Annotated in this window: 22 protein-coding genes and 1 tRNA gene; 10 read left to right on the top strand and 13 right to left on the bottom strand. The window is 56.6% G+C overall.

The window, feature by feature from the left end; all coding sequences use genetic code 11:
* Position 1: 1 nt before the first annotated feature.
* The 4 genes from gatB to WC598_RS02105 are packed head-to-tail and all read right to left on the bottom strand — an operon-like array spanning position 2 to position 4,020.
* Positions 2-1,456, bottom strand: a complete 1,455-nt coding sequence (gene gatB, locus WC598_RS02120; protein ID WP_372959815.1) for an Asp-tRNA(Asn)/Glu-tRNA(Gln) amidotransferase subunit GatB — start codon at positions 1,454-1,456, stop codon at positions 2-4.
* Positions 1,457-1,458: 2 nt separating this feature from the next.
* Positions 1,459-2,757 carry an Asp-tRNA(Asn)/Glu-tRNA(Gln) amidotransferase subunit GatA gene (gene gatA / locus WC598_RS02115; RefSeq protein ID WP_372959814.1) on the bottom strand — a complete coding sequence of 433 codons (1,299 nt, stop codon included), beginning with the start codon at positions 2,755-2,757 and terminating at the stop codon, positions 1,459-1,461.
* Positions 2,757-3,026 carry an Asp-tRNA(Asn)/Glu-tRNA(Gln) amidotransferase subunit GatC gene (gene gatC / locus WC598_RS02110; protein ID WP_372959813.1) on the bottom strand — a complete coding sequence of 90 codons (270 nt, stop codon included), beginning with the start codon at positions 3,024-3,026 and terminating at the stop codon, positions 2,757-2,759. The genes gatA and gatC overlap by 1 nt, the downstream gene beginning before the upstream one ends.
* Positions 3,016-4,020, bottom strand: a complete 1,005-nt coding sequence (locus tag WC598_RS02105; protein WP_372959812.1) for an asparagine synthase C-terminal domain-containing protein — start codon at positions 4,018-4,020, stop codon at positions 3,016-3,018. Before WC598_RS02105 ends, gatC begins: the two co-directional genes overlap by 11 nt.
* Positions 4,021-4,318: 298 nt before the next feature.
* On the opposite strand from WC598_RS02105, the gene WC598_RS02100 reads away from it, so the two are divergent.
* Positions 4,319-4,401 (top strand) — tRNA-Leu (locus WC598_RS02100).
* A gap of 127 nt (positions 4,402-4,528) precedes the next feature.
* Here WC598_RS02100 and WC598_RS02095 read toward each other — a convergent pair.
* The 3 genes from WC598_RS02095 to WC598_RS02085 all read right to left on the bottom strand — a co-directional run bounded on the left by WC598_RS02095 (position 4,529) and on the right by WC598_RS02085 (position 6,218).
* Positions 4,529-5,053, bottom strand: a complete 525-nt coding sequence (locus WC598_RS02095; protein ID WP_372959811.1) for a DJ-1/PfpI family protein — start codon at positions 5,051-5,053, stop codon at positions 4,529-4,531.
* A 119-nt stretch (positions 5,054-5,172) separates the two neighbouring features.
* A complete protein-coding gene (locus WC598_RS02090) occupies positions 5,173-5,403 on the bottom strand; it encodes a YwbE family protein (protein ID WP_372960073.1) in 231 nt (76 codons plus the stop codon).
* 80 nt (positions 5,404-5,483) lie between these two features.
* A complete protein-coding gene (locus tag WC598_RS02085; protein ID WP_372959810.1) occupies positions 5,484-6,218 on the bottom strand; it encodes a hypothetical protein in 735 nt (244 codons plus the stop codon).
* Positions 6,219-6,374: 156 nt separating this feature from the next.
* Between WC598_RS02085 and pyrC the strand changes: the two genes are divergently transcribed.
* From pyrC to WC598_RS02060, 5 genes are all read left to right on the top strand, one after another.
* Positions 6,375-7,634, top strand: a complete 1,260-nt coding sequence (gene pyrC, locus WC598_RS02080) for a dihydroorotase (RefSeq protein WP_372959809.1) — start codon at positions 6,375-6,377, stop codon at positions 7,632-7,634.
* Between the two features lie 258 nt (positions 7,635-7,892).
* Positions 7,893-8,207, top strand: coding sequence for a DUF167 domain-containing protein (locus tag WC598_RS02075; protein WP_372959808.1), 315 nt, complete (start codon positions 7,893-7,895; stop codon positions 8,205-8,207).
* Positions 8,208-8,390: 183 nt separating this feature from the next.
* Positions 8,391-9,623 (top strand): DNA primase DnaG, encoded by a 1,233-nt coding sequence (gene dnaG / locus WC598_RS02070; RefSeq protein ID WP_372959807.1) that lies wholly within the window; start codon positions 8,391-8,393, stop codon positions 9,621-9,623.
* A gap of 60 nt (positions 9,624-9,683) precedes the next feature.
* Positions 9,684-9,965, top strand: coding sequence for a UPF0058 family protein (locus WC598_RS02065; RefSeq protein WP_372959806.1), 282 nt, complete (start codon positions 9,684-9,686; stop codon positions 9,963-9,965).
* A 109-nt stretch (positions 9,966-10,074) separates the two neighbouring features.
* Positions 10,075-11,013, top strand: coding sequence for an ornithine cyclodeaminase family protein (locus tag WC598_RS02060; protein ID WP_372959805.1), 939 nt, complete (start codon positions 10,075-10,077; stop codon positions 11,011-11,013).
* 540 nt (positions 11,014-11,553) lie between these two features.
* On the opposite strand, the gene tes is transcribed toward WC598_RS02060, so the two are convergent.
* Positions 11,554-13,026: a tetraether lipid synthase Tes gene (gene tes / locus WC598_RS02055; RefSeq protein ID WP_372959804.1), complete on the bottom strand. Its 1,473-nt coding sequence runs from the start codon at positions 13,024-13,026 to the stop codon at positions 11,554-11,556.
* 147 nt (positions 13,027-13,173) lie between these two features.
* Here tes and WC598_RS02050 point away from each other — a divergent pair, with 147 nt between their 5' ends.
* The 4 genes from WC598_RS02050 to argF are packed head-to-tail and all read left to right on the top strand — an operon-like array spanning position 13,174 to position 16,422.
* Complete coding sequence (locus WC598_RS02050) at positions 13,174-13,674, top strand: CDP-2,3-bis-(O-geranylgeranyl)-sn-glycerol synthase (RefSeq protein WP_372959803.1); 501 nt, start codon at positions 13,174-13,176, stop codon at positions 13,672-13,674.
* Complete coding sequence (gene pyrE, locus WC598_RS02045) at positions 13,668-14,180, top strand: orotate phosphoribosyltransferase (RefSeq protein ID WP_372959802.1); 513 nt, start codon at positions 13,668-13,670, stop codon at positions 14,178-14,180. The genes WC598_RS02050 and pyrE overlap by 7 nt, the downstream gene beginning before the upstream one ends.
* A gap of 35 nt (positions 14,181-14,215) precedes the next feature.
* Positions 14,216-15,502: a phosphoribosylamine--glycine ligase gene (purD, locus tag WC598_RS02040; protein ID WP_372959801.1), complete on the top strand. Its 1,287-nt coding sequence runs from the start codon at positions 14,216-14,218 to the stop codon at positions 15,500-15,502.
* On the top strand, positions 15,499-16,422 hold the full coding sequence (gene argF, locus WC598_RS02035) for an ornithine carbamoyltransferase (protein ID WP_372959800.1): 924 nt from the start codon (positions 15,499-15,501) through the stop codon (positions 16,420-16,422). The genes purD and argF overlap by 4 nt, the downstream gene beginning before the upstream one ends.
* Before the next feature lie 24 nt (positions 16,423-16,446).
* On the opposite strand, the gene WC598_RS02030 is transcribed toward argF, so the two are convergent.
* The 5 genes from WC598_RS02030 to carB all read right to left on the bottom strand — a co-directional run bounded on the left by WC598_RS02030 (position 16,447) and on the right by carB (position 23,874).
* The gene (locus WC598_RS02030) at positions 16,447-16,686 is read right to left on the bottom strand and encodes a hypothetical protein (RefSeq protein ID WP_372959799.1); all 240 of its coding nucleotides are present in this window, start codon (positions 16,684-16,686) and stop codon (positions 16,447-16,449) included.
* 23 nt (positions 16,687-16,709) lie between these two features.
* Complete coding sequence (locus WC598_RS02025; protein WP_372959798.1) at positions 16,710-18,209, bottom strand: methanogenesis marker 14 protein; 1,500 nt, start codon at positions 18,207-18,209, stop codon at positions 16,710-16,712.
* Positions 18,210-18,690: 481 nt separating this feature from the next.
* Positions 18,691-19,887, bottom strand: a complete 1,197-nt coding sequence (locus WC598_RS02020) for an argininosuccinate synthase (protein WP_372959797.1) — start codon at positions 19,885-19,887, stop codon at positions 18,691-18,693.
* A gap of 181 nt (positions 19,888-20,068) precedes the next feature.
* A complete protein-coding gene (locus WC598_RS02015) occupies positions 20,069-20,572 on the bottom strand; it encodes a hypothetical protein (RefSeq protein WP_372959796.1) in 504 nt (167 codons plus the stop codon).
* Positions 20,573-20,712: 140 nt separating this feature from the next.
* Entirely contained in the window at positions 20,713-23,874 is a 3,162-nt protein-coding gene (carB, locus tag WC598_RS02010) for a carbamoyl-phosphate synthase large subunit (protein ID WP_372959795.1), read from the bottom strand.

Below are 23,874 nucleotides of genomic sequence, written 5' to 3'. Positions count from 1 at the left end.
GTTACACCCCCATGGCTTTGAGCGCTTCTAAGAGAAGCTTGTTCAGTTCTGCCGGATCGGCTTTCCCGCGGGTCTTCTTCATGACCTGCCCGACAAGGAAATTGATCGCCCCGGCCTTGCCGCTCCGGTAATCCTCAAGGGCTTTCGGGTTTTCCCGGATTGCCTCCTGGATTGCCGCGGTGATCGCACCGGCATCCCCGGTTGTCTTTGCCAGGTTCAGCCGCTTCACAATCCCTTCTGCCGTCTCAAGGGTCTCGCCTTTCTGGCGCTGGTCGAGCATGACCCGCAGGACATCCACCCCGCTCTTGTCAGTGATGGTGCCCGCTTTAAGGATCCGGACAAGCCCGGTGAACCCGGCTGCGTCGATGGTATCCAGGCTCATGTCGCGGTAATTCAGTTCACCTATCAGGGTGTCGGCAATCCAGGTGGAGGCAAGGGGCGAGAGGCCCGGCTTGTCCGCGGCAACCACCTGCTCGAAGAAGTTTGCGAGCTTGAGCTCGCCGGTGAGGGTGCGGGCATGATTGAGCGAGCAGCCGTACTCCTTCATGAACCGCTCCCGCCGGGCATCCGGAAGTTCGGGGAGGACAATGTCCTCGACCCAGGACTTGACCCGGAGCGGGCGCAGGTCGGGCTCAGGGAAGTAGCGGTAATCGTTCTCCAGTTCCTTGCTCCGGGCAGACTGGGTAACTCCCCGGGCTTCGAGGAAGTGCCGGGTCTCGCGGTCGATCCGCTGGCCCCGGCGCACAAGGTTCTTCTGCCGGGTGACTTCGAACGTGAGTGCCTTCTCGACACCCTTGTAGGACGTGATGTTCTTCACTTCCACCCGCTCGTTGCCCTTGATCGAGATGTTCGCGTCAACGCGGAGCGAGCCTTCCTTCTCGGAGTCAAAGACACTGAGGTATTCTAAGGTTGCGCGGAGTTTGTTGAGGAACTTCCGGGCTTCCTTAGGGGAGCGCATGTCCGGCTCGGACACGATCTCGATGAGCGGGATGCCCGCCCGGTTGTAATCCACGAGCGAGTACTTGCCCCGCTCAACGTTTCCCATGTGGACGAGCCTTCCCGGGTCTTCCTCTACGTGGACACGGGTGATCCGCACCCGTTTCTCCCCGCCTTCGTCGCTCTCGATCTCAAGGTATCCCCATTCGGCCAGCGGTTTGTCGTACTGGGTGATCTGGTAGGCCTTGTCGAGGTCGGGATAGAAGTAGTTCTTCCGGGAGAACTCGGATTCGTTGAGTATCTCGCAGTTGAGGGCTTTTGCCACCCGCATCGCGTACTGGATCGCCTTTTTGTTGAGGGCCGGCATGACGCCGGGCAGGCCGAGGCAGATCGGGCAGACATGGGTGTTGGGGCCGTCGCTCCGGTAATCGGTGGAACATCCGCAGAACAGCTTGCTCTTTGTATCCAGCTGGCAGTGGACTTCGAGGCCAACGATAACCTGGTCTTCTGCATCCACCATGATCAGTTCACCGCCTGTTCATACGCATAGGCAACATCGACGATACGCTCATCCTCGAACATCCGGCCCATGATCTGGAGACCGACCGGCATTCCTTCCGACTTGCCGCAGGGAACCGAGATCGCCGGGATGCCGGCAAGGTTTGCCGGGACCGTGAGGATATCGGCGAGGTACATCGAGAGCGGGTCGCTCTTTTCCTTAAGCCGAAACGCGATGGTCGGCATGGTCGGGCCGGCAATCACGTCGACATCGGCAAAGATGCGGTTGAAATCTGCCCTGACATTCTCGCGGGCGATCTGTGCCTTGGCATAGTATTTCCCGTAATAACCGCTCGTAAGGGCGAACGTGCCGAGCATGATCCTCCGCCGTACTTCGGGACCGAACCCGTCCCGGCGCACTTCCTGGTAAGCGTCGTGCCACGACTTCTTCGTATCTGCGGCAGGACCGTACCGGACCCCGTCGAAGCGGGCCAGGTTGGAGCTGGCTTCGCAGGTGCAGGTGACATAGTATGAGGCAAGGGCGTATTCCATGGACGGGATGCTGCAGGGAATGGTTGCTGCGCCGAGTTCCTCGAGGCGCCCGATTGCCTTTCTGACAACAGCGGCAACCTGCGGGTCAACGCCTTTTCCGAAATATTCCTGCGGGATACCGATCCGGAGTCCCTTTATGTCAGCCCTGGGGGTGTGGGCATAGGGCTTGTCGCGGGAGGTGGAATCATGGCGATCGTACCCGGCAATGACGCCCATGAGATCCGATACATCCGTCACCGTCTTTCCCATGGGTCCTATCTGTTCGAGCGAGTTTGCATACGCGATGAGGCCGTACCGGGAGACGCGCCCGTAACTTGGCTTTAAGCCGACAATGCCGCAGAACGCTGCGGGGCACCGGATCGATCCGCCGGTGTCGGTACCGAGCGCCATCCGGACCATGCCGGCTGCAACTGCCGCAGCACTGCCGCCGCTTGAACCGCCCGGCACGCGGCCGGTGTCGCAGGGATTGAGGGTGGGGCCAAAAGCAGAGTTTTCCGTGGTGGTTCCCATGCCGAACTCGTCCATGTTGGTCTTGCCGGCAATGGCTGCCCCGGCGGCTTTGAGGAGTCCGACCGCGTGGGCGTCATAGGGAGGAATGTACCCTTTCAGGATCTTCGAGGCGCAGGTTGTCTCGATATTCTGCGTGGATATATTATCCTTGACGGCAACGGCAACACCGGCGAGTTTTCCCGAACCGTGGGGGGCGGTTTTGCAGATTTTCAGGAACGCGTTGTACCGGTCATCCGGCTCGAACGTGATCTGCCCGGCCATTACATCACCCTCGGCGCCTTGATGAACCCGTCTTCCTGTGCCGGTGCATTGCGCAGCACCTCATCCCTTGGAAGCGACGGTTCCACAACGTCTTCGCGCAGGACATTGAAGAGATCGTGCGTGAAGGTAGTCTCGCCCGGCACACGGTCGAGCGTATCGAAATATTCGAGAATTGCGTTGAACTGGTGCGTAAAAGTGCCCAGCTCCTCCGGAATGATGCCGATATCGGCAAGTTCCGCGATATGTTGTACGTCTTTTTCACTGACCATGGTCCACCCTGCTGATGTGGTCTATGTAATCTTGCATGGACGTTTTATAACCGTTTTTGCGGGCAAGCTTCCGGAGTACCCCGTACACTCCGCTCCCGTATTGCATGGCTTTCTTCTCGTACCAGGCCAGATCTTTTGAAATATACTGTTCTGCGACCGTTCTTAAGGGAATCTTACGACGGCCACCCTGTACTTTGTCCGCAGCCGGGATTGCCCGGGCAGCGCGCACAACCCGGGCATCCAGATAGGGCATGGAGAGGTAAGTGCCGTGGAGGGCCGCGATTGCCTGGTCGCGCCGGGCCTGCTGTTCGAGCCCGAGGAAATCGCGCTCCAGGTCGGCTTCGAGATCGGCTGATTCGAGATAGCGGGAGTAGCCCCCGAAGATCTCGTCGGCACCCTGCCCGGTGATGATCCGCAGGTACCCGTTCTCGCCCGCCCACCGGGTGATGAAGAACTGGGTGAGGGCAATGCCGGTACTTACCGGGTCCTTTTTCGGGATGGTCCGGATAACCTCAGGCAATGCCTCTTCGAGATCCGTTTCGGAGATGGTTACATAGGTACAGGAGAGTCCGAGCACCCCGGCTGCTTTCTTTGCCTGCGCGAGATCGTGGGATCCTTCAATTCCCACTGCAACGCATTCCCGTTGTGCCAGGAACGCGACAAGCGTGGAATCAACGCCCCCCGAGAGTGCGACAACCCCCTCGGTGCTGCGCAGCTGTACGGCAGTAACGATAGCTTCCTCAAGCGGCATGGGGGAAAACCGGGGTTCAATCGACCCGATCCGCTCGCCATTGCAGAGCAGCGTTCCTGCGGGGCCGGTTCCTTCCATAACCCCAAAACAGTCGCGGGCACTGCACCCGTCCCATGCAAGGTAAAACTCCCCGCCGAACCGGAGGATCTGCTCTTTCCGGGTGTGGCAGATAAGATCGATCTCGGGAAGTCCGAGTATCTTTCCTTCGTATTCCACCCATCCGGATACCTGGAGATCAGTCATGTGCAGTTATTCCGTCCCGATCGTTCACACTCAGTACTTCGGCAACCTTTTTAAAACATATCGTTCCGGCTTGCGACGGAGGGCTCCACAATACCATCCCGGGCAGTCCCGCATTGTCATCTGATCCTGCAGTGACCGGCACACGGGCACGCATACAGCAGACTCCCGGTGAACCAGGTGAATAGGAGGGAATTGTTTTTTGGCTTGAAGGGATAATACTTTAGAGCACGGGGGCAGATGTGCCGGCAAGGCAAGCCGGAAAAAGACCCGGGCAAAAAGAGATTGTTCCGATAGCCGCGGGAGGATAGGAAAGCTGGCCAACTCCGCCGGACTTAAGATCCGGTCCTTAGTGGTTCTTGGGTTCGAATCCCAATCCTCCCATTTTTGTTCCTTTTATTGTTCCTTTTATCCAGCCGGAAGCATATCCGGACCCCGGGCCGTTCTTTTGCAGTCCCGACCCGGAGCAGACAATAAATACGTCCTCATGCCGGACCCGATACCCGGATCGTTACCATTCTACGGCTGTAAGTGCCTTGACAAATGTCTCGGCAAATGCTTTGGAGGCCGAAGGACCGTTCGCCGTTATCACCCGGTTGTCGCTGACCACCGGCTGGTCAACGAGGACGGCTCCGCCGGCTTTCATCTCGCGGAACGAGACCGGGCTGTTGAAATACGTGGCTTTCTTCCCTTTGAGGACGCCGGCCCGGGCAAGAACCACCGGTGATAAGCAGATAGCTCCAACCACTTTTCTGGAATCGGCAAAATATTTTGCCAGCAGGCTGAGGAGGTCATCGTCCCAGAGATGTGCCTGGGAACCGGAGCCCCCGACAATGATGAGCCCGTCGTATTTCTTGGGATCGATCTCTTCGAACGACAGGGTGGCATTCACTTTTGCCCCCATCATCCCGGTGCAGGTTCCCCTCTTTGTTGAGGCAATGTCAAACGCGACAGCTGCTTTCTGCAATGCTGCAACAGGTTCTGCCAGCTCTTCGTCCCGGAATTTTTCCGGTGCAACTGCAATGAGGATCTTCATGATGGTTGTGGTTTTCTCTGCTTGTATTTGAGGTTTGGCGATTCATCCCGTCATGCCGGAACGAGAAAACGTGCGGGGGCGGTGCCAGGTTCTCCCCGTAACTTGCGCAGGGGATTTGTCTATTTTTTGTCCGTACCGGGTTCTTCCGGCAGGATTGCCGCAACCCTGCCCACCTGGCCATCAGCAAGACGCACTTTGATCCCGTGGGGATGGAACGATGAGTTGGTCAGGATCTCCTGCACAACCCCCCGTGTCCGCCTGCCACTGCGCTGGTCCTGTTTGAGGATGATCTCAACAATAAGTCCGGGTCGGACAGAGGCTCTTTGCCGGGGATTGGTGGTGGATTCCATGAGTGCAGTACTGTGGGGTTTACCGGTATTCATACTCAGAACAAAAAGTCAGAACAAAAAAGGGGAATCTCAAAAACTGATCAGGAGGGCAGTACGGGAGCATCGTAGATCCCGATACCGCTCTCAAGGGATCCCTTTGCTGCGGTCCACCCGTGGTTCTCTCCGAACAGCAGGAGGTTTATTCCGGTGCGGTACTCGTTGGACTTTGGCTCGAAGATCTTCCAGGTATTTTTCCCAACAAGCTCCGAGGCAAAGGTTACTTCGGCGTCCGGGTTTGCGGTATAATCCGCATAGAACGATGTGGTATAATAGGAGATACAGGAAGTCCCGGCCGAACCTTTCGGGCATTCGGAGGTTCCGGTAATCTTGACCGGGCGGAACATGGCGCTGTCCAGGACAGGATTGGCCGTGTCAATGGGCCCTTTTGTGCTCACTTCCGTCCCGAACCGGATGAGATAGGGATTTTTTGCGCTGGTCCCGGCAGGGGGAATAATGGCAGGCGTGGTGACTTTGAGCATCGTCATCTTGTCCGAGCCGATGATGACGGTCTTCCAGGTATCCGGCACACCGGGTACCTGGAACGCGCTGAACTGGTTGACAACCGGAGAATTCCCGGCCCTGTTTGCCGGGAGCGGGATGAACAATGTCACGTTGTACAAGGGGGAATCCGTGCCAAATGTGCAGGAATAGGTGTAGGTGCTCGACAGCGATGACCTGTACGCGTTCTCAACGTAACCGTTGTACACGAAAACCGCGGCGAACGCTACGAGGATGATGATAAATATCCCAAGGGTAATTTTGATGATCCGGTCCATAACTCAAAGCCCCCCGGCATGCTGCAGGCATGCCGGCAGTATAATAAGCAATTATTAGCCAACGCGTATTGAATAGTTATCTGTGCCCGCATCCTGCATTGAACCCTGCAGCCCCGGACATCACCGCTATAATCTCATGCAGACAAGAGAAGAACCATGAAAAACCGCCCGTCCCTCGTGCTCAAAAATGTCGCGCTCCCCGGCGGCCGTACCGGGGATGTCGAGATCCGCAACGGCGTTGTCGGCCACATCGGGGCGGGGGGGCAGGCAGACCAGACCCTTGATTGTACGGGCCTTATGGTTCTCCCGGCAGCTGTCGATATCCATGTGCATATGAGAGGGGGATCCCAGTCGGCAAAGGAGGACTGGGGAACCGGGAGCCGGAGCGCTCTTGCCGGGGGAGTGACCGTTGTTGTGGACCAGCCCAACACCATTCCCCCCATAACAAATCCTGATTCGTTCCGGAACCGGGTGGCGGATGCACGGGAGCACTCGCTGTGCAATTTCGCCATCAACAGCGGGGTTACCCGCGATACTCCGTTTTCCGACATGTGGGAAGCCGGCGCAACCGCATTTGGCGAGACCTTCTTTGCCCCGTCAAGCTATGGCGATGCAGTCGATGAAACCGCGCTTGAGGATGCCCTCGGGCAGATCAGCGCTCTCGGGGCGCTCGCCACCATCCATGCAGAGGAGGTGAGCCCGGGAGAGGATGACACCATCTCATCCCATGACGCCCTCCGATCCCCGGCAGGCGAACTGCGGGCCGTGGAAGCAGTGACCCGGTGCAATACCCGCAGCTGCCGGCTCCACTTCTGCCACATGAGCACCGGCGCCTCCATTGATGCCGCCAAAGGTACGGTTGAAGTTACGCCCCATCACCTCTTCCTCTCGAATGACCGGTTCGGCAGCACCGACACGTTTGCCAAGATGAACCCCCCGCTCCGGAGCAGCGCGGAGCGGGAGAACCTCTGGACCCGGTGGAATAAGATCAATGTCATTGCGTCCGACCATGCCCCCCACACAAAATCCGAGAAGAATGTCGCTTTCCCCGCAGCCCCTTCCGGTGTCCCCGGGGTCGAGACCATGGTCCCCCTCCTCCTTGCAGAAGTTCTTGAAAAGAGGATTTCCTTATCCGACGTGATCCTCAAAACCGCCGTCACGCCCTCGCTCCTGATGGGGATCCCTGCCGCAGGGTTCACACCGGGCAACCGGGCGGATTTTGCCCTGTACCCCAGGGAGCCGGTCCGGATTAGCGCCGACAACCTCCACAGCAAATGCGGCTGGACCCCGTTCGAAGGTATGCCGGCAGTTTTTCCAATGGTAGTTGTCATGGAGGGCCAGGTTGTTTTCAACAACGGGGATTTCCTGCCGGGAACCCCGCGGTGGATGCCCGGGAACGGGTACAGCCCCGGGTAGCCCTGCCTCCACGGGACACAGGTGACCCGTACCGAAGTGCTATATAGCGGGAAAAAGAAACGGATGGTGCCGATACAGCGCATCCATAGGTCCCCGGGCGATCGATTGACAAGCGTCTGGATATGAACCATGGGACAACCCGGTTGCGCGACAGGCATACGCCCGGTTGGGTTTAAACACCGGTGAAGAACGGCAACAGCCACTTATGATCCACGTGCGTTAAAACCGGGCAACATTTCTCAATTTGCAGGGAACGGTATGCCAGACATTGCCGATGCTGTTTTGGAAAACCGGCAGGGAGTCATCCTGGCAATCGAAGTGACCGCCGGCGCAAAGAAGAACATTTTTCCTGACGGGTACAATGCGTGGCGCAAGACTATAGGCTGCCGGGTATCCGCAGAAGCGGTTGACGGGAAAGCGAACCGGGCTATCATCAGCCTGGTTGCGGAAATGCTTGATATTCCTGCATCATCGGTCAGTATCCAGGCCGGGGCACTATCCTCCCAGAAAAAACTGCTCATTGCCGGCCAGTCCAGATCCGTTGTGCTCGAAAAGGTGCAGTCACGCTTCTGAATTCATATCTGTTCCCGGATAGAATACATTGGATTTTCCAAAAAACGGAACGTTCTTCCCTGTTTTCCCGTATTCCGCCTGCCCGCCCCCAGGCCACCTTTTAAGTAATTCCACAGGATATATATGTCGTATACCTATGATCAGGCATTTCATTCACCGCATGATCCATGGGGGTGCGTTTACGTGTATTCACCAGATACTACCAAGTACCTTATTCACATCAGCCTCACTGCAGAGGGGGTGGTCGAGAAACCTGACGTAGTCGGTGCCATATTCGGGCAGACTGAAGGGTTACTCGGCGAAGACCTTGACCTGCGGGATCTCCAGAGAACGGGGCGTGTCGGACGAATCGACGTCCAGATAACCAGCAAGAAAGGAGAGACGAAAGGGGAGATCCTGATCTCCTCCTCGCTTGACCGGGCAGAGACCGCCATCCTTGCGGCCTCGCTTGAGATGATCGACCGTGTTGGTCCCTGCGTTGCCCACGTTGTTGTGGCCTCTATCGAGGACATCCGGGTCAGCAAGCGGAAGCTGATCGTTGAGCGGGCAAAAGAGATCCTCATCGAGCGGTTCGAGGACGGGGCGATCGACAGCGACGAGCTGCTGGACGATGTCCGGCAGAGCTTAAGGATCGAGAAGATCGGCTCAATCGGGGAGGAACGGGTACCGGCAGGTCCCAATGTTCTCGATTCCGATGCCGTCATTATTGTCGAAGGCCGGGCCGATGTCATCAACCTCCTGCGGTACGGGATCAAGAATGCTGTTGCCGTTGAAGGCACCAACATCCCAAAAACCGTAGTCGAACTCTGCGAGAAGAAGACGACAACGGCTTTCTTCGACGGCGACCGCGGCGGGGAACTGATCCTCAGAGAACTCCTCCAGGTAGCGGATATCGATTTTGTTGCCTTCTCGCCCAAGGGAAAGAGCGTAGAGGACATGACACGGAAGGAGGTCATCAAGACCCTCCGCAACAAGGTGCCGGTCGAATATGTCCGCGACCAGTACTTTGAGGGATCGGCCGAGCTTCCCGCGGACCTGAAGATCCAGCGGACACTTCCTGACGAGGAGGAATCGCATGAGCGAAAGACCCGGCACACGCCGGCTCCAAAGCGCGTGCGGGACAGTTCCGACGGGCCCCTGAGCCTCCGGGATCATATGGATGATGTCAGGGGCCACAATATGGCCCGGTTCCTGGCCGATGATATGACCGTTGTCAAGGAACTGCGCTCCGAAGAGGTAGAAAAAGCCATCGAGACCATCGAGGGATCGGCGACCGGCCTTGTCGTCGACCGCCCGGTTGACCAGAAACTCTTAGACCGCCTGGTCTGGAAAGGGCTCTCGTACGTGGCAGCAAGGGATTTCAAGGGAATTATCAAGCGGCCCCTGACGATCCGGCTCATGAAGATGGGGTCGTAATTCCCCTCACACAAATTTATTTATGTTGTTCCAGACCATGTTACTGTCTGGAGTGATGCTATGCACAAAGAGGAACTGATCAATCTCCACCAAATGCTGTACGAGGTGAAGGATTATTTCGAAGAACTTAATCCCGAGCTGAAATTCACCCAGTACAGCGCCCTGAAGATCACCCCCTCGCAGCAGCATAAGAGCAAGATGGAGCACAAGTACGCGATCTTCGTCCTCGGCACCGAGATCGCCAATGCCATGAAAGAAGTGGATTACACGTCTTCAAGCCGGATCTCGGCCCGGATGAAGGAACTTGCCGATAAAACCTTAAAAGAGATGGACTGCCAGTAATTTTTTTCATTCATTCCATTTCCCGTTTCTTCCCGCATGATCCTGTTCTTATCCCTGTGGACAGGGGACCGTCCATATCTTGAAATTGCATGAGCGTTGATACTCGCTCATGCAGTATATCCCCGATACCGGGAGGATCCTTGATCCTGGCGAGATAAACCGCATTGTGGAGGCTGCGTTTGCCGATCACGGGAACGGCCTTGTCCAGATGCCCCCCAAGGTGTACGTGACCCTCCCTGCCGGGGATTTCCGGACTATGCCCGCATATCTTCCCTCGCTTGCAATCGCCGGGGTCAAGATCGTCAACGTCCATACGGAAAATCCTGCCCGGGGTCTTCCCACGGTGATGGCCCTGACCGTCATCCTCGATCCTGCCACGGGAATGCCGGTGGCGGTTATCAATGCAACGAAACTCACCGACCTCCGGACCGGGGCTGCCGGGGCAGTTGCCTGCAAGTATCTTTCCCCGAAAAAGGCGATTACCCTCGGGGTCGTGGGAACCGGTCGCCAGGCGGAAGCGCAGGTTCTGGCAACCGCGGAGGAAATGATCATCGACAGGATCCGTGTCTGGAGCCGGAATCCTGCCCATGCCGGAGCGTTCGCACAAAAACTGGGGAGCCGGTTCGACTGTTCGGCCGTATCCATAGAAAAAGCCTGCAATGCGGAGGTGATTGTCACAACCACCCCTTCCCGCTCGCCAATCGTTAAGAGTGAATGGGTGCACGAGGGAACCCACATCAATGCCATCGGGGCCGATGCACCCGGCAAGGAAGAGCTGGACCCGGCGCTGCTCCGCCGGGCCCGGGTCTTTGTTGACGATTATTCCCAGGCAGTCCATTCCGGTGAGATCAATGTCCCGATACAGAAAGACCTGTACCGTAAGGATGAGATTGCAGGAACGCTTGGGGAGGTTGTTATCGGGAAGAAGAAGCGGGACCGGCCCGACGAGATAACGATCTTTGACTCGACCGGTCTTGCCATCCAGGATCTGGCAATCGCACACCTTGCAATGCGGTACGGGACAGGAATCGATCTGCCGTTCCCGTAAGGGGGATCCGGATTAAAGAGGGTGAAATCTCCGGGCTGGATTGGTGCACAGGAAAGTGTATCCGTATCTGTTTGCGCTTTCCATACGTGACCAGAAGATTCCCGGCCGGTTGCCGGATCCGATCCGCTGTCTTTTTTGGGGCGGGGGGTGGACCCCCCTGCCAACATGGCTCGCAGGGCGAAAAATTGCAGTAACATGTACATGCGACAGTTGGATGTACATGCGATTATCGCATGTACATGTGACAAAAATGCCAGTTCTTACGCCGGAAGCCCTATCGCGGGGGGGCAAAACCCCCCCATGGGGTGTGGGGGTGGGGGCTGGTGATGGCGTGAAGACGTTGCGGTCTCAATGGGGGCCCCCCACCCATCAGGGGAATGTGCGATGCACACCGCTGCCCCCCGGGAGTGTCCTCGCGGCGGTTTTGGGAGTTTCAAGGATGAATACCAGTAAGCAAGTGGAGCAAAACCCGGCAAGGCGTTTGCCGTGGGGGCATCGCAGCAGCGAATGAAAAATAAATCGTATAAAAAAAGGAGGTTCTTACTCTTCCGGCTTCTTTGCGTACTTCTTCCAGACCTGTTCGCGGTACACCGGCCCGCTGTTGTAGGTGCAGAAGGGGATGAGTTTGCCATCCGGCGTGGCGTAGTGGATGCAGCAGCGCTGGACCCGGTCGATATCGTAATTGTACTTGTCCATGAAGTGCATGGTGCCGATGAAGAGCGCGTTCCAGTGGAACTCCCTTAGCGCCTCGAAGTTCTGGCCGATTAAGGTCTTCCCGATCATCTTCCAGAACTCCGTGGTATTGCCCTGCTCCCCTTTCTTGACGGAGTCGTGCATGCTCTTGACCCCTTCGAGAAGCGCCTTGTACTTGTTGAGGGTACCGCCTTTCTTGAGCGTCTCGGCCATATGCTCGATAGTCTCGAAGAACGAGTCCACATCCACCATCCGGTTCACCGGAACGATGCTCCCATTCTCCTGGATAAAGACGTAGGTCGCAGCACCGCAGTGCTGGTGGGCCGTGAACCGGACCTGGGGGCGGCCGGTATAGGCTTCGACAAGGTCCGAGAAGGGAAGCACGCAGGGAACCGGGTAGAAGTCGTCCTTTTTCAGGAGACCCGGCATCTGGTTCTCGATCTCCTGGACAACGTCGGGGATAGTGATCCGGGATTTCTGGAGATCGTCGTCGCTTGCCGCACCGGTGAACGCCACCGGCTGGAAGTTCACGCCACGGATAACGGCGATGTTCTCAATGGCAAAGCGGATGATATCGCCGAGCTCCTTGTCGTTCCTGCCACGGATCACGGTCGGGACAAGGACAATGCCCATGCCGACTTTCTTGAAGTTCTCGATCGCTTTTAAGTGGATCTTCAGGAACGGGTTCGTGGCCGGAGTCACCCCGTCGAAATGGAGGTAGACCGTGTTGAGACCGGCATCCTTGAGCTGCTGGAGGAACTCCGGCTCCTTTGATATCCGCACGCCGTTTGTTGCAATCTGCACCTGGGGAAAGCCCATGGCTTTTGCCTTCCGGATGATCTCCGGCAGGTCGTCGCGCATGGTGGGCTCGCCACCCGAGAACTGCACTGCCGGGGCCGGGACCGGTTTTTCGTCCCTGAGCACCTGCAGCATCTTGACTACGTCGTCAAATTCCGGTTCGTACACAAAACCGCAGGCCCGTGCATTGGCGAAACAGAAATCGCAATCCAGGTTGCAGCGGTTCGTCAGGTCGATGTTGGCAAGAAGGGTCCCGGAATGATGGTTGCTGCACAGCCCGCAGGCTGTAGGACAGCTGTTCAGAGGAGCATCCGGGTTCTGGGGGTTCGTGACCCCTTTTCCCACGGCATCGTACTCTTCGAACCGATGATACATCCGAGCATCCGACCAGTACAAGTGCCGGAAGGTTCCGTGCTCCGGGCAGGTCCGTTTCAGCCAGATCTTCCCCTCTTCCTCGACAATTTCCGCATCGAGGACGGAATTGCATGTTGGGCAAAGACCCCGTGTCTTTTTTATCAGCATTGATGTCCACCCGTTTGAAGATTATCAAATACTTTTTGGTTGTTGAGTAACCTTAATCTTTTTGACTGCTCTTTATTAGAGGTATCGGAGTGCTACATTATTAGTATTGACTTCTTCATAATAGCATTGCTTTCGGCCATCTGGATCATGCTGCCGGCGTATATCCCCAATCCCGTTGCTGCACTTTTTGGCGGCGGGACTCCCATAGATCTCGGGAGGAATTTTTCGGACGGGCGCCGCCTTTTTGGTGACGGGAAGACCTACCGGGGACTTGTTGCGGGCATTCTTGCCGGCGTTGTCATCGGACTACTCCAGATCCAGGCCCAGGCAGTCTTCAGCCTCACGTATCTCCCGGCTCACACACTCCTCTCTATCTCCCTGCTTGCCACAGGGGCCCTCCTGGGCGACCTGTGCAAGAGTTTCTTCAAGCGGCGGTTAGGTAAAGAGCGGGGATCCAAGTGGCCTCTCGCAGATATGTATGACCTCGTTATTGGGGCATTTCTGCTCCTGCTCGTCATTGACCCGTCCTGGCTCTTTGCCCAGGTTACACTTGCAGCCTTTATCCTCATTCTCATACTTACGCCCATCCTCCACCGGGCAACCAATATTATCGGCTATCTTCTCAAAGTCAAGGAGGTACCATGGTGAACAAATTAACTGACATGCTTGTCTCGTACAAGGCGATAGAGTTTGGCGATTTCACGCTCGCATCCGGCGTGAAAAGCCCGTATTACATTGATGTGAAAACTGCCGTAACCAACCCGGACCTCCTCTCTGCCATTGCCCGGGTTGTCTCGGAATCGTACGAGTTCGATATCGTTGCTGGAGTTGCGGTCGGGGGAGTTCCCCTTGCGGTGGCCGTGGCGCTTGCTGCCAAAAAACCGTACGCAATCATCCGTTCCTCCGGAAAAGATCACGGGAAAAAAGAACTGATCATCGGCAGGGTCAAAGGCCGTAACGTGCTGCTCATCGAGGATGTCACCACATCCGGTGGCTCGGCAATGTACGGTATTGATATCCTCCGGGCAGCCGGGGCCAGCGCAGGACGGGTAGTAACGGTCGTTGATCGCGAGCAGGGTGCAGAGTCCAAGCTCAGAGATCACGACGTGCAGCTCATCCCGCTCGTGAAAGTGAGCGAGCTCTTAAAACAGTAAGGACTTTGTAATACGGGCGTACAATAGGAAGGATCATGAAAGTACTTGTTGTGGGCGGGGGAGGAAGGGAACATGCGATAGCTGTTGCCCTTGCCCGCAACCCGGAGACCGGGATTATTTCGGTTATGGCCAAACAGAATCCCGGCATTGCGGCGCTTGCCCAAAAAACCCTGCTCGTAAAAGAGACGGATACTGCCCGTGTGGTGGCCTTTGCAAAGGAGAGCGGGGCAGACTGTGCCTTCATCGGCCCGGAAGCCCCGCTCGAAGCAGGGATTGTCGATGCTCTTGAAGAGGCCGGCATTCCGGCAGTAGGCCCGACCCGGGCGGCAGCCAGGCTCGAGACCGACAAGGGCTTCTGCCGCGAGATGATGAACCGTCACACGATCGCCGGCTGCCCGATGTACCGCATCTTCCACTCGAACGATGACGCGGTCGCATTCATCCAGAATTACGAGGATGATGTCGTGGTCAAGCCTATCGGCCTGACCGGCGGAAAAGGCGTCCGCATCATGGGAGAGCAGGTTGACCGGGCTGGCGCTATCGCGTATGTCCGGTCCCTTAACGGGGAGGCTGTCATCGAAGAGCGGTTGCTCGGCGAGGAGTTCACCCTCCAGGCATTCGTTGACGGCAACCATCTCGTGCCCATGCCGCTCGTGCAGGACCACAAGCGGGCGTATGAAGGCGACACTGGCCCCAACACGGGGGGAATGGGATCCTATTCCCTCCCGGACCACATGCTTCCCTTTGTGAGCCGGTCGGATTACAACCGGGCGCTGGATATCATGAAGGAGGTTGTTGCCGCCATGAGCCGGACCGGCCAGCCCTACAAGGGAATCCTGTACGGGCAGTTCATGAATACCGCAGACGGCCCCAAGGTCATTGAGTTCAATGCCCGGTTCGGCGATCCCGAAGCAATGAACGTCCTCTCTCTCCTGTCCTCCGATCTCACCGAGATCGTCTGCCGGATAGCAGAAGGCTCGCTCTCGAAATCCCAGGTCACGTTCGCGCCTCAGGCAACGGTATGCAAGTATATTGTACCGGAAGGCTACCCGGACACCCCTCGGGCGGGAGAGACCCTGACCCTTGGCAACAGTTCGGGAGCCCTCCTGTATTATGCAAACGTGGAGCAGAAAGGCGATCACCTGATCACCCAGTCATCGCGAACCCTTGCATTCGTTGGTATCGGGGATACGCTCGAAACTGCGGAACAGTCCGCAGAAAAAGCAGCATCCGGCGTAAGGGGCCGGGTATTCCACCGGTCCGATATCGGCACCCGCACCCTGCTTGACCGGCGGATCGCCCACATGAAGGAGCTACGATGAAGAAGGATTTTATCTCCATCCTCGATATCAACGAGCAGGAACTCGAACAGCTGCTCTCGGAAGCGCACCAGCTCAAGCGGCAGAAGAAGGCAGGAACAACCCATCTCCTGCTGGCCGGAAAAACCCTTGCCATGATCTTTGAGAAGTCCTCGACCCGGACCCATATCTCGTTCGAAGTCGGGATGAACGAGCTGGGCGGGCATGCCCTTTTCTTAAATGCCCGCGACATGCAGATCCGCAGGGGCGAGGAGATCCGCGATACCGCCCGGGCAGCTTCCCGGTACGTGTCCGCCATGATGATCCGGGCCTACAAGCACAGCACGATTGAAGAGTATGCAAAATATGCAACAATCCCGGTCATCAACGGCCTCTCCGATCTCGAACATCCCTGCCAGCTGCTTGCGGATATCATGACCATGCAGGAGCACTTCGGCTCGGTTGAGGGGCTGAACGTTACGTGGGTGGGGGACGGGAACAATGTCTGCAACTCCTTAATCCTCTCAACCGTCCTCACCGGCCTGAACGTGACCGTGTCAACGCCCAAAGGCTACGAGCCCCCGGAGGAGATCGTTGCCAAAGCCCGGGCCCTTGGGGGAAATGTGACCCTGGTCCGGGAACCCGAGATCGCGGTCAAGGATGCAGAAGTTATCGTCACTGACACCTGGGTTTCCATGGGAGACGAGGGCGAGAAGGAAGAGAGGGTGCGGATCTTTAAGGACTACTCGGTTGATGCCCCGCTCATGAAGCTTGCATCCCCGGAGGCCCGGGTGCTGCACTGCCTCCCGGCCCACCGCGGCGAGGAAATTACCGATGAAGTGATGGAAGGGGGCCAGAGCCTTGTCTGGGACGAAGCGGAAAACCGGCTCCACGCCCAGAAAGCCCTGCTTGTGCGGCTTCTGAAAAACAAGCTGCCGGAATGAATGAAAAAACAAATAATTAAAAATTTATTTTTCTTCAACAAATGCTCTGAGCTGCTCGAGCATATCTTTCTCAACGTTCTGGATCACGTCCAGCTTTCCCCGGAATGCCAGGAGTTCCCGCTCGTCGCCTTCCATGTTCGCGAACTTGATCTTCTCCATCCGTTCCACGACTTTCACATCGTACTTCTCGGTTATGGCAAAGATGATCTTCTGGGGAACCCCGGGGGGGATCAGGATATCGTAGAGTTTTTCGTCGTCGGTCATGGTTTTACAGTCCTGTATTGTTGCTATTTACCTATCTTTATCCGCTGGCTCATAATACATCGTCCGCCCCGCACCCCCCCGATAGGGTTCTTGGGCTTTCCAAGCGAGTTCATACACCTCCCCATAAGGGAGGCTCCCCGCGCAAGACCGTCGTCGACAAAAACAAGGTGGTCCACGGGATCGTCGAAGAGGTTGCGCTCTATGATCCCTTCGAGGATATAATCCGGTTTCCTGCCGGAGATGGCTGCTCTCCCGGTGAACCCGATCGAGGCATTCCGGGGGACAAGATTCTTCTCAACGGCAACATCGATAAGCCGGAGGGCCATCCGGGCGCAGACCCGGTCGATCACTTCGTTCAATGTCGAGAGGCCGTGGTTCTTGTGGATCTCAGCCCCGATTGCAAGCAGTTTGTCCATGTCGCTGCTGTTCGTGCCGCAGTCGCAGCCGATCATGGCAATGCCGGACTCCTCTGCCAGCTTGGCATTGACCGGCACCCTGCCGAAGCGGTCGCGTTCGGGGGGGACGTTCCGGATATCGATATGCTCATGGCAGCGGTTTACGTACTCCTCGACTACCCTGTGGCTGCCCCTGGAGAACAGGCCACCGGAGGTGCTGTGTTCGCCAAAGATGTCGAGAGCGGTTCCCGTTCTTGACTGGACAAGTCCCGTTCCCCGGACAATCGCATCGGGAATGGCACCGGCAAGCCCGCAGAAGTTCCCCACGGTCTTTGCAAACGGGTTCGGGTTAGCCGGGTCAACATCGCTCGTGATCCTCCCGTCAAGGGTTGTCCCGAAGTCGACCGAGATGCAGGGGTTCCGGAAATCCACCGGTGTCCACTTGGCGCCCTCCTTGATCCCTGCCATTGCGAGTTCCCCTTCCATTTCGTTTGCCACCATCTCGACCCCGGTGGATCCGACCGGGGGAAGAACACCTGCAACCGCCCCGACAAAGACCACCTTGTCGGCAAAACTGAACTGCTGGAGTTTCTCGGGGAGGTTGGCTTTCGACATGGGAGGCGTCATCTTCCGGGGCGGAACACCTGCATTGAGGCACCCGTTTGCAAGGGCGATGACAAAATCCCCCACCTGGTCCGGGGACTCCATCTCCGCGACAACGCCCGTACTCCGGACAACAAAGTCGAGGTCTTTCTGGATATCGAGATGTGCCTCCTCGTGGCACTGGATCAGGGTATCCCGGACAAGCTCGGTAACCGCTTCCCTTGTGAGTTCCGTGCCGTCCAGTGTTGCGCCAAAGATCGTTTCGCCGGGTTTCGGGGGCCGGATATCCCGGCTCATGCTCACCGTCTTGTGGATGACATACGACATGCCGGTCTCAAGACTCACGCCGGTAAGGATGCATTTCGTGGTGGTGTTTCCCATCTCAACGGAGGCTACGATAAAGTACGGTTTGTTCTTGTATTCCGGAATCTGCATACCGGCACCGTGGGAAATAGAGGGGGGAGGCGGGCACTCCACAATATGCGGTTTTTGTTTTATGAACCGGGAAAAAAAACTGGCGCACATAGTATCCGAATCTTGATTGTCAATCCTTATAAGTTTCTGTTTTTATGCAGGTCTTCCCCGCGGGGATAAAGCACCCATAAGGTCATTCGCAAAGCCCGGTTGAAGATCCGGCCCGGTTCTGGTTGATGATCCGGAGGATTTCCCGGTGGGCGGGTAGATAAAAAAAAGGGTAAAGTGCCAATCCAGCCCCTGACATCTATCTTTTACAATAACCCCCCCCCTTTTGCGCCAGCCCTGCCCCTTGGGGGCGGGGGCGCATGCGATTCCCCGGTATTACCAAAAATCCCGATTCAGGTAATACAGCACTATCGCAACCGGGGCGCCATAGCGGCGGGGCGAAGCCTCTGGAGCGTCAGTATTTCCGCTCCGAAACGAAATTCCTTTTTTGCATTAAATTTCAGGCATGTATTTTTTACCTTTTTTCACTCCGTAAATCCTTCCTGGATTTAAGGGGCTGGAATAGTACATTACCCTAAAAAAATTATTTCTTCTTTTTCTGCTGCATCTGCCGGACAAGACGGGCCTGGATGCCGAAATACTGCGATACCCCGATGGCGTGGCACTGGTCGATCGTGGCACTTTCAAAGGAGACAAGGTCGTTTGAATAGATTGCATCCGGCGAGCTCCTGCCGAGGACGCGGACACTGCCCTTGTAGAGTTCGAGATCCACACTGCCATTCACCCGCTCCTGGGTGGTGTTGATGAATGCATTCAGAGCGGCATAGAGCGGTTCGTAGACAAGGCCCTTGTAGGCCAGTTCCGACCACTTGTCATCAACCATCCGCTTGAAGGCCAGTTCCGACCGGGTGAGAGTCAGGCTCTCAAGGTCGCGGTGGGCGGTCAGGATGACAGTTGCTGCCGGGTGCTCGTAGTTCTCCCGGGCCTTGAGACCGAGAATCCGGTCCTCGATCATATCGTTGCGCCCGATCCCGTGGCCCCCGGCAAGGGTATTGAGCTTCTGGATGAGATCATATCCACCGAGTTTCTTGCCATTGAGGGATACCGGGATCCCTGCCTCGAAACCGAGTGTTATTTTTTCCGGCTTGTTTGGCGCTTTTGTAGGAGAGACGGTCCAGAGGAAGATCTCTTCCGGCGGATAGTACGCCGGATCTTCAAGGTTTCCTCCCTCGATACTCCGGCTCCAGCAGTTCTCGTCCATGCTCCAGGGCTTGTCCTTCTTGACCGGCACGGGTATCTTGTGCTTCTTTGCGTAATCGATCTCCCAGTCCCGGGTGAGATTGAGTTCCCGTATGGGAGCTACCACTTCGAGGCCGGCGCTGCGGATGATGAAATCGAACCGGAGCTGGTCATTGCCTTTGCCGGTACAGCCGTGACCGATTGCCTTTGCCTTCTCCTTCTTTGCGATCCTGACTACCTCTTCAGCAATCAGGGGCCGGGCAAGGGAGGTGCCCATGGGGTAGCCCTCGTAGGACCCGTTGGCCCGGATCGCAGGGAAGATATGGTTGCTGACAAACTTCTCCCGGACATCGATCGTGTAATGCTTGTCTGCGAGTTTTTCGCCTTTCTTTGTCGCAACCTCGATCTCCTCATCGCGCTGGCCGACATTGACCGCAACGGTGACGACACGGTCATAGTCATATCGTTCTTTTAACAGGGGGATGCAGATGGAGGTGTCAAGGCCTCCGGAATATGCAAGAACAATCGTACCTTTTCCCATGATGGATACTCCTTATTTACTAATCGTGATATAGTGTTTTGACGTTTTTCCCTTATAATGTAAGGGCCAGTTGCCGGAGGATGTGTCAACAACTACTCAAAAGCGATAACAATTCCCTGGAATGAGATCCCAAGAACAAAAAAGGTTGTTCAGGCTTTTTTGATCCTGAACGAGTATTTTTTTAACTGACGGTGATAATTCCAGTTGTCTGGGGCTGGAATGGACCGGTGGTGTATTCAAATGTCCCCTTGTTGGGGAACGTAACCGTGAAGGACTTCCCGACGGGGATCTCTGCCGTGGTCTGTCCGCCAAACCATGCACCATCGGTATCATCAGTGGCCATAACTGAGTGGGGCTTGTAGGGGTCTGCATTTACCCAGGTTACCTGGCTGCCAACCGGAATGGTTGCTGAAGTGCCCGGAACAATTGTCAGATCCTGCGTGAAGGTGATGGTGTAGACCGGTGCCTTTGTCGGGGTTGCGGTGGTTTTCACGGGGGTTGTCTTGTTCTCAACAACGATGACGACAACCTTGGTGGGCGTCGGGGTGGGTGCAACAGTTGTCGGGACAGCGGTTACAACCGGGGTGGGTGTCGGGGTGGCTACTGGTGCTGCCGGCTGGGATGTGCATCCCGCAAGCAGAATCCCGATAAACAGGATCGCAAGAACAACAAGTAATTTCTTCATGCATCTTTTTTTGTTATTTCGGTATATAAGGATATTCAATTATTGTGAGTTCATTGACAGGATCCGTAAACCTTTGGTGCAGTACGTGGAATCCAATTGAATAATCCAGAAAAAGGAAAATCCTGAATCTTACGCCGGTGCTACTTCAGGTAATGGCCGATTGGCTCAAGGGTAACTTTCTCGTGTTTGATGGCATCGATCGCAAGCGCCGCCGCCCGCGCTGCCTGCAGGGTGGTAATATAGGGAATACCATAGTCTACTGCCGCACGCATGATCTGGTAGTGATCGTGCCGTGACTGCTTGTCCTGCGGGGTATTGATGATGAGCCGTATCTCCCCGTGGCGCATCATGTCGAGAACATTCGGTGAGCCTTCCTGGACTTTGCGGATAAGGTTTGCCTCAACTCCTGCCTCATACAGGTAGTCAACCGTCCCCTCGGTCCCGTAGAGCGTAAGCCCGAGATCCCGCAGCTGTCGTGCAATCGGTATTACCTCTGCTTTCTGCTCTATGTTCACCGATATGAAAATATTGCCTTTGGTGGGCAGCTCATTATCGGCAGACAGGCAGGCTTTGTAGAAGGCCAGACCGAAGTCGTAGTCAATGCCCATCACTTCTCCGGTACTCTTCATCTCGGGCCCCAGCATGGTATCAACTCCTGCCAGTTTGTTGAACGGGAGGAGCACTTCCTTGACAGCAATGTGCCTGAACTCGCGCTCGTGATATCCGAGATCCTTGAGTTTCCGTCCCACCATCACTTTCGCAGCTATCTTCGCTATGGGGAGCCCCGTGGCTTTTGAGACAAAGGGGACGGTCCGGCTTGCTCTCGGGTTTGCTTCGAGAACGTAAACCACATTGTCCTTGACTGCCAGCTGGAGGTTGACCAGCCCGACCACGCCAAGCCCGAGTGCAATCTTTCTTGTGTATTCCCGCACTTTTACAATAACTTCTGGGGAGAGTGACTGGGTGGGAATCACGCAGGCTGAATCCCCTGAATGGATGCCTGCCTGTTCGATATGCTCCATGATGCCGCCGATCAGTACCTCTTCGCCATCACAGACCGCATCGACATCAAGCTCAACTGCGTTCTGGAGATAGGAGTCGATGAGCACCGGGTGGTTTTTGCTGACGCGGACTGCCTCTTTCATGTAGGTCTCAAGCTCGCGCTCATCGTGGACGATCTCCATTGCCCTGCCGCCAAGCACGTACGAGGGGCGCACAAGCACCGGGTACCCGATCGCGTCAGCCATTGCCTTTGCCTCACCTTCGGAATAGGCCGAGCTGTTGGCCGGGCTGGGAATTGCGAGCTTTTTTAAGAGCATGCTGAAGCGATCCCGGTCCTCAGCAATATCCATGGCATCCGGGCTCGTCCCGAGGATCCGTGTGGGGAGACCAAGACGCTTAATCTCTTTCTCAATGGGAACGGCAAGGTTGACCGCGTTCTGGCCGCCGAACTGGACCATTACACCACAATACCGATCCTTGCGGAGGATATTTGCCACGTCCTCGAGCTGCATGGGCTCAAAGAAGAGCCGGTCGGAGGTGTCGAAATCGGTTGAGACCGTCTCGGGGTTGTTGTTGACGATATGGACTTCAACTCCCTCTTCCCTTAACGCCTGGACCGCATGGACCGTGCAGTAGTCGAACTCTATTCCCTGGCCGATCCGTATGGGACCTGAACCGAGGATGAGCACTTTCTGCCGGTCGCTTGGCACGATCTCGCAGGCCGGCTCATAGGTTGAGTAGAAATACGGGGTGCTTGCCGGGAATTCCGCAGCACAGGTGTCAACCATCTTGTAGGAGGGCAGACCCGCAAGGCTCTCGATCTCTTCCCGGGATTTGCCGCTCAGTTTCTCGATCTCTGCATTCGAGAAACCCTGTTTTTTCGCGGCCGGTACAGTCGTTGCATCGCACCGGAGCGCGAGCGCTTTTTCCATCTCCACGATATTTTTTATCTTCTCGAGGAAGAATGGCGTTATGGAGGTGAGATTCGTGATCTCGTCAAGGGTAAAACCGAGCCGGAACGCATCGAACAGGCAGTGGAAGCGCTCGTCCGTTGGCCGGGAGAGGATCATCCGGATCTCGCTTGGGCTCGTGTGCGTCCGGACATCCGTGTCCAGGGACCGTTTGGCCTTCATGAAGGCCTCTTCGAGCGTCCTCCCGATTGACATGACCTCTCCCGTGCTCTTCATGGAGGTCGAGAGGGTCCGATCAGCTCCCTTGAACTTGTCAAACGGCCAGCGGGGGACCTTGACAACGATGTAGTCGATGGTGGGTTCGAAGGAGGCAGGGGTGCAACCGGTCACCGTGTTCGTGATCTCGTCGAGGCGCAGGCCGATGGCGATCTTGGCGGCCACCCGTGCAATGGGATACCCGGTGGCTTTCGAAGCGAGGGCCGACGAGCGGGAGACCCGGGGATTCACTTCTATGACGCGGTAATCCCCGTTCAGGAACGCGAACTGGACATTGCAGCCGCCCTGGACATCCAGCGAGCGGATGATGTGGATCGCTGCACTGCGCATCATCTGGAACTCATCGTCACGGAGGGTGAGGATCGGGGCAACGACCACGCTCTCTCCGGTGTGGATCCCCATGGGGTCGACATTCTCCATGCCGCAGACTATGATGCAGGTATCGGCAGAGTCGCGCATCACCTCGAACTCGATCTCCTTCCACCCCATGACGCTCTCTTCGATGAGTACCTGGTGGATACGCGAGCGGGAAAGGCCCAGCTCGATGATCCGGATCAGTTCCTCGCGGGTCTTCCCGATCCCGCCACCGGCTCCCCCGAGAGTATATGCAGGGCGGACTACAGCAGGAAGACCGATCTCCTTTATTGCATCATCCACCTGGTTGAGGGAATTGAGAACTATACTCTTGGGGACCGGCTCACCGATCTCCACCATCAGGTCGCGGAACTTCTGGCGATCTTCTCCCTTGTAAATGGCGTCGAGCGGAGTTCCGAGGATCTCCACACCCTTAAGGGCGCCCATCTCGGCAAGCTCCGCGGTAAGGTTGAGCCCGGTCTGGCCACCCATTCCGGAGAGGATACCGTCAGGCTTCTCCTTCTCAATGATCTTGGCAATGATCTCGGCCCTGAGCGGCTCGATGTAGATGACCTCTGCCATCTCAGGGTCGGTCATGATCGTTGCCGGGTTGGAATTGACGAGGATGACTTTGATCCCTTCCTCCCGGAGCGATCTGCAGGCCTGTGATCCTGAAAAATCAAACTCAGCTGCCTGGCCGATCTGGATAGGCCCGGATCCTATGATGAGAACCGATTTGATATCTGTCCGCCTGGGCAT

Origin of the sequence: Methanoregula sp. (genome assembly GCF_041645475.1) — an archaeon.
Taxonomy (GTDB): Archaea; Halobacteriota; Methanomicrobia; order Methanomicrobiales; family Methanospirillaceae; genus Methanoregula.
The sequence above is the reverse complement of the archived record's forward strand: the minus strand, read 5'-3'. Positions and strand labels throughout refer to the sequence as shown.

Coding starts and splice junctions, on each gene's coding strand:
- WC598_RS02060 (WP_372959805.1), top strand. CDS start 10,075: ATGCAGTATATCCCCGATACCGGGAGGATCCTTGATCCTGGCGAGATA.
- WC598_RS02095 (WP_372959811.1), bottom strand. CDS start 5,053: ATGAAGATCCTCATTGCAGTTGCACCGGAAAAATTCCGGGACGAAGAG.
- WC598_RS02065 (WP_372959806.1), top strand. CDS start 9,684: ATGCACAAAGAGGAACTGATCAATCTCCACCAAATGCTGTACGAGGTG.
- WC598_RS02050 (WP_372959803.1), top strand. CDS start 13,174: ATGCTGCCGGCGTATATCCCCAATCCCGTTGCTGCACTTTTTGGCGGC.
- WC598_RS02090 (WP_372960073.1), bottom strand. CDS start 5,403: ATGGAATCCACCACCAATCCCCGGCAAAGAGCCTCTGTCCGACCCGGA.
- purD (WP_372959801.1), top strand. CDS start 14,216: ATGAAAGTACTTGTTGTGGGCGGGGGAGGAAGGGAACATGCGATAGCT.
- pyrC (WP_372959809.1), top strand. CDS start 6,375: ATGAAAAACCGCCCGTCCCTCGTGCTCAAAAATGTCGCGCTCCCCGGC.
- WC598_RS02020 (WP_372959797.1), bottom strand. CDS start 19,887: ATGGGAAAAGGTACGATTGTTCTTGCATATTCCGGAGGCCTTGACACC.
- WC598_RS02025 (WP_372959798.1), bottom strand. CDS start 18,209: ATGTGCGCCAGTTTTTTTTCCCGGTTCATAAAACAAAAACCGCATATT.
- gatC (WP_372959813.1), bottom strand. CDS start 3,026: ATGGTCAGTGAAAAAGACGTACAACATATCGCGGAACTTGCCGATATC.
- carB (WP_372959795.1), bottom strand. CDS start 23,874: ATGCCCAGGCGGACAGATATCAAATCGGTTCTCATCATAGGATCCGGG.
- WC598_RS02085 (WP_372959810.1), bottom strand. CDS start 6,218: ATGGACCGGATCATCAAAATTACCCTTGGGATATTTATCATCATCCTC.
- gatB (WP_372959815.1), bottom strand. CDS start 1,456: ATGGTGGATGCAGAAGACCAGGTTATCGTTGGCCTCGAAGTCCACTGC.
- pyrE (WP_372959802.1), top strand. CDS start 13,668: ATGGTGAACAAATTAACTGACATGCTTGTCTCGTACAAGGCGATAGAG.
- WC598_RS02105 (WP_372959812.1), bottom strand. CDS start 4,020: ATGACTGATCTCCAGGTATCCGGATGGGTGGAATACGAAGGAAAGATA.
- WC598_RS02030 (WP_372959799.1), bottom strand. CDS start 16,686: ATGACCGACGACGAAAAACTCTACGATATCCTGATCCCCCCCGGGGTT.
- WC598_RS02015 (WP_372959796.1), bottom strand. CDS start 20,572: ATGAAGAAATTACTTGTTGTTCTTGCGATCCTGTTTATCGGGATTCTG.
- WC598_RS02075 (WP_372959808.1), top strand. CDS start 7,893: ATGCCAGACATTGCCGATGCTGTTTTGGAAAACCGGCAGGGAGTCATC.
- tes (WP_372959804.1), bottom strand. CDS start 13,026: ATGCTGATAAAAAAGACACGGGGTCTTTGCCCAACATGCAATTCCGTC.
- gatA (WP_372959814.1), bottom strand. CDS start 2,757: ATGGCCGGGCAGATCACGTTCGAGCCGGATGACCGGTACAACGCGTTC.
- argF (WP_372959800.1), top strand. CDS start 15,499: ATGAAGAAGGATTTTATCTCCATCCTCGATATCAACGAGCAGGAACTC.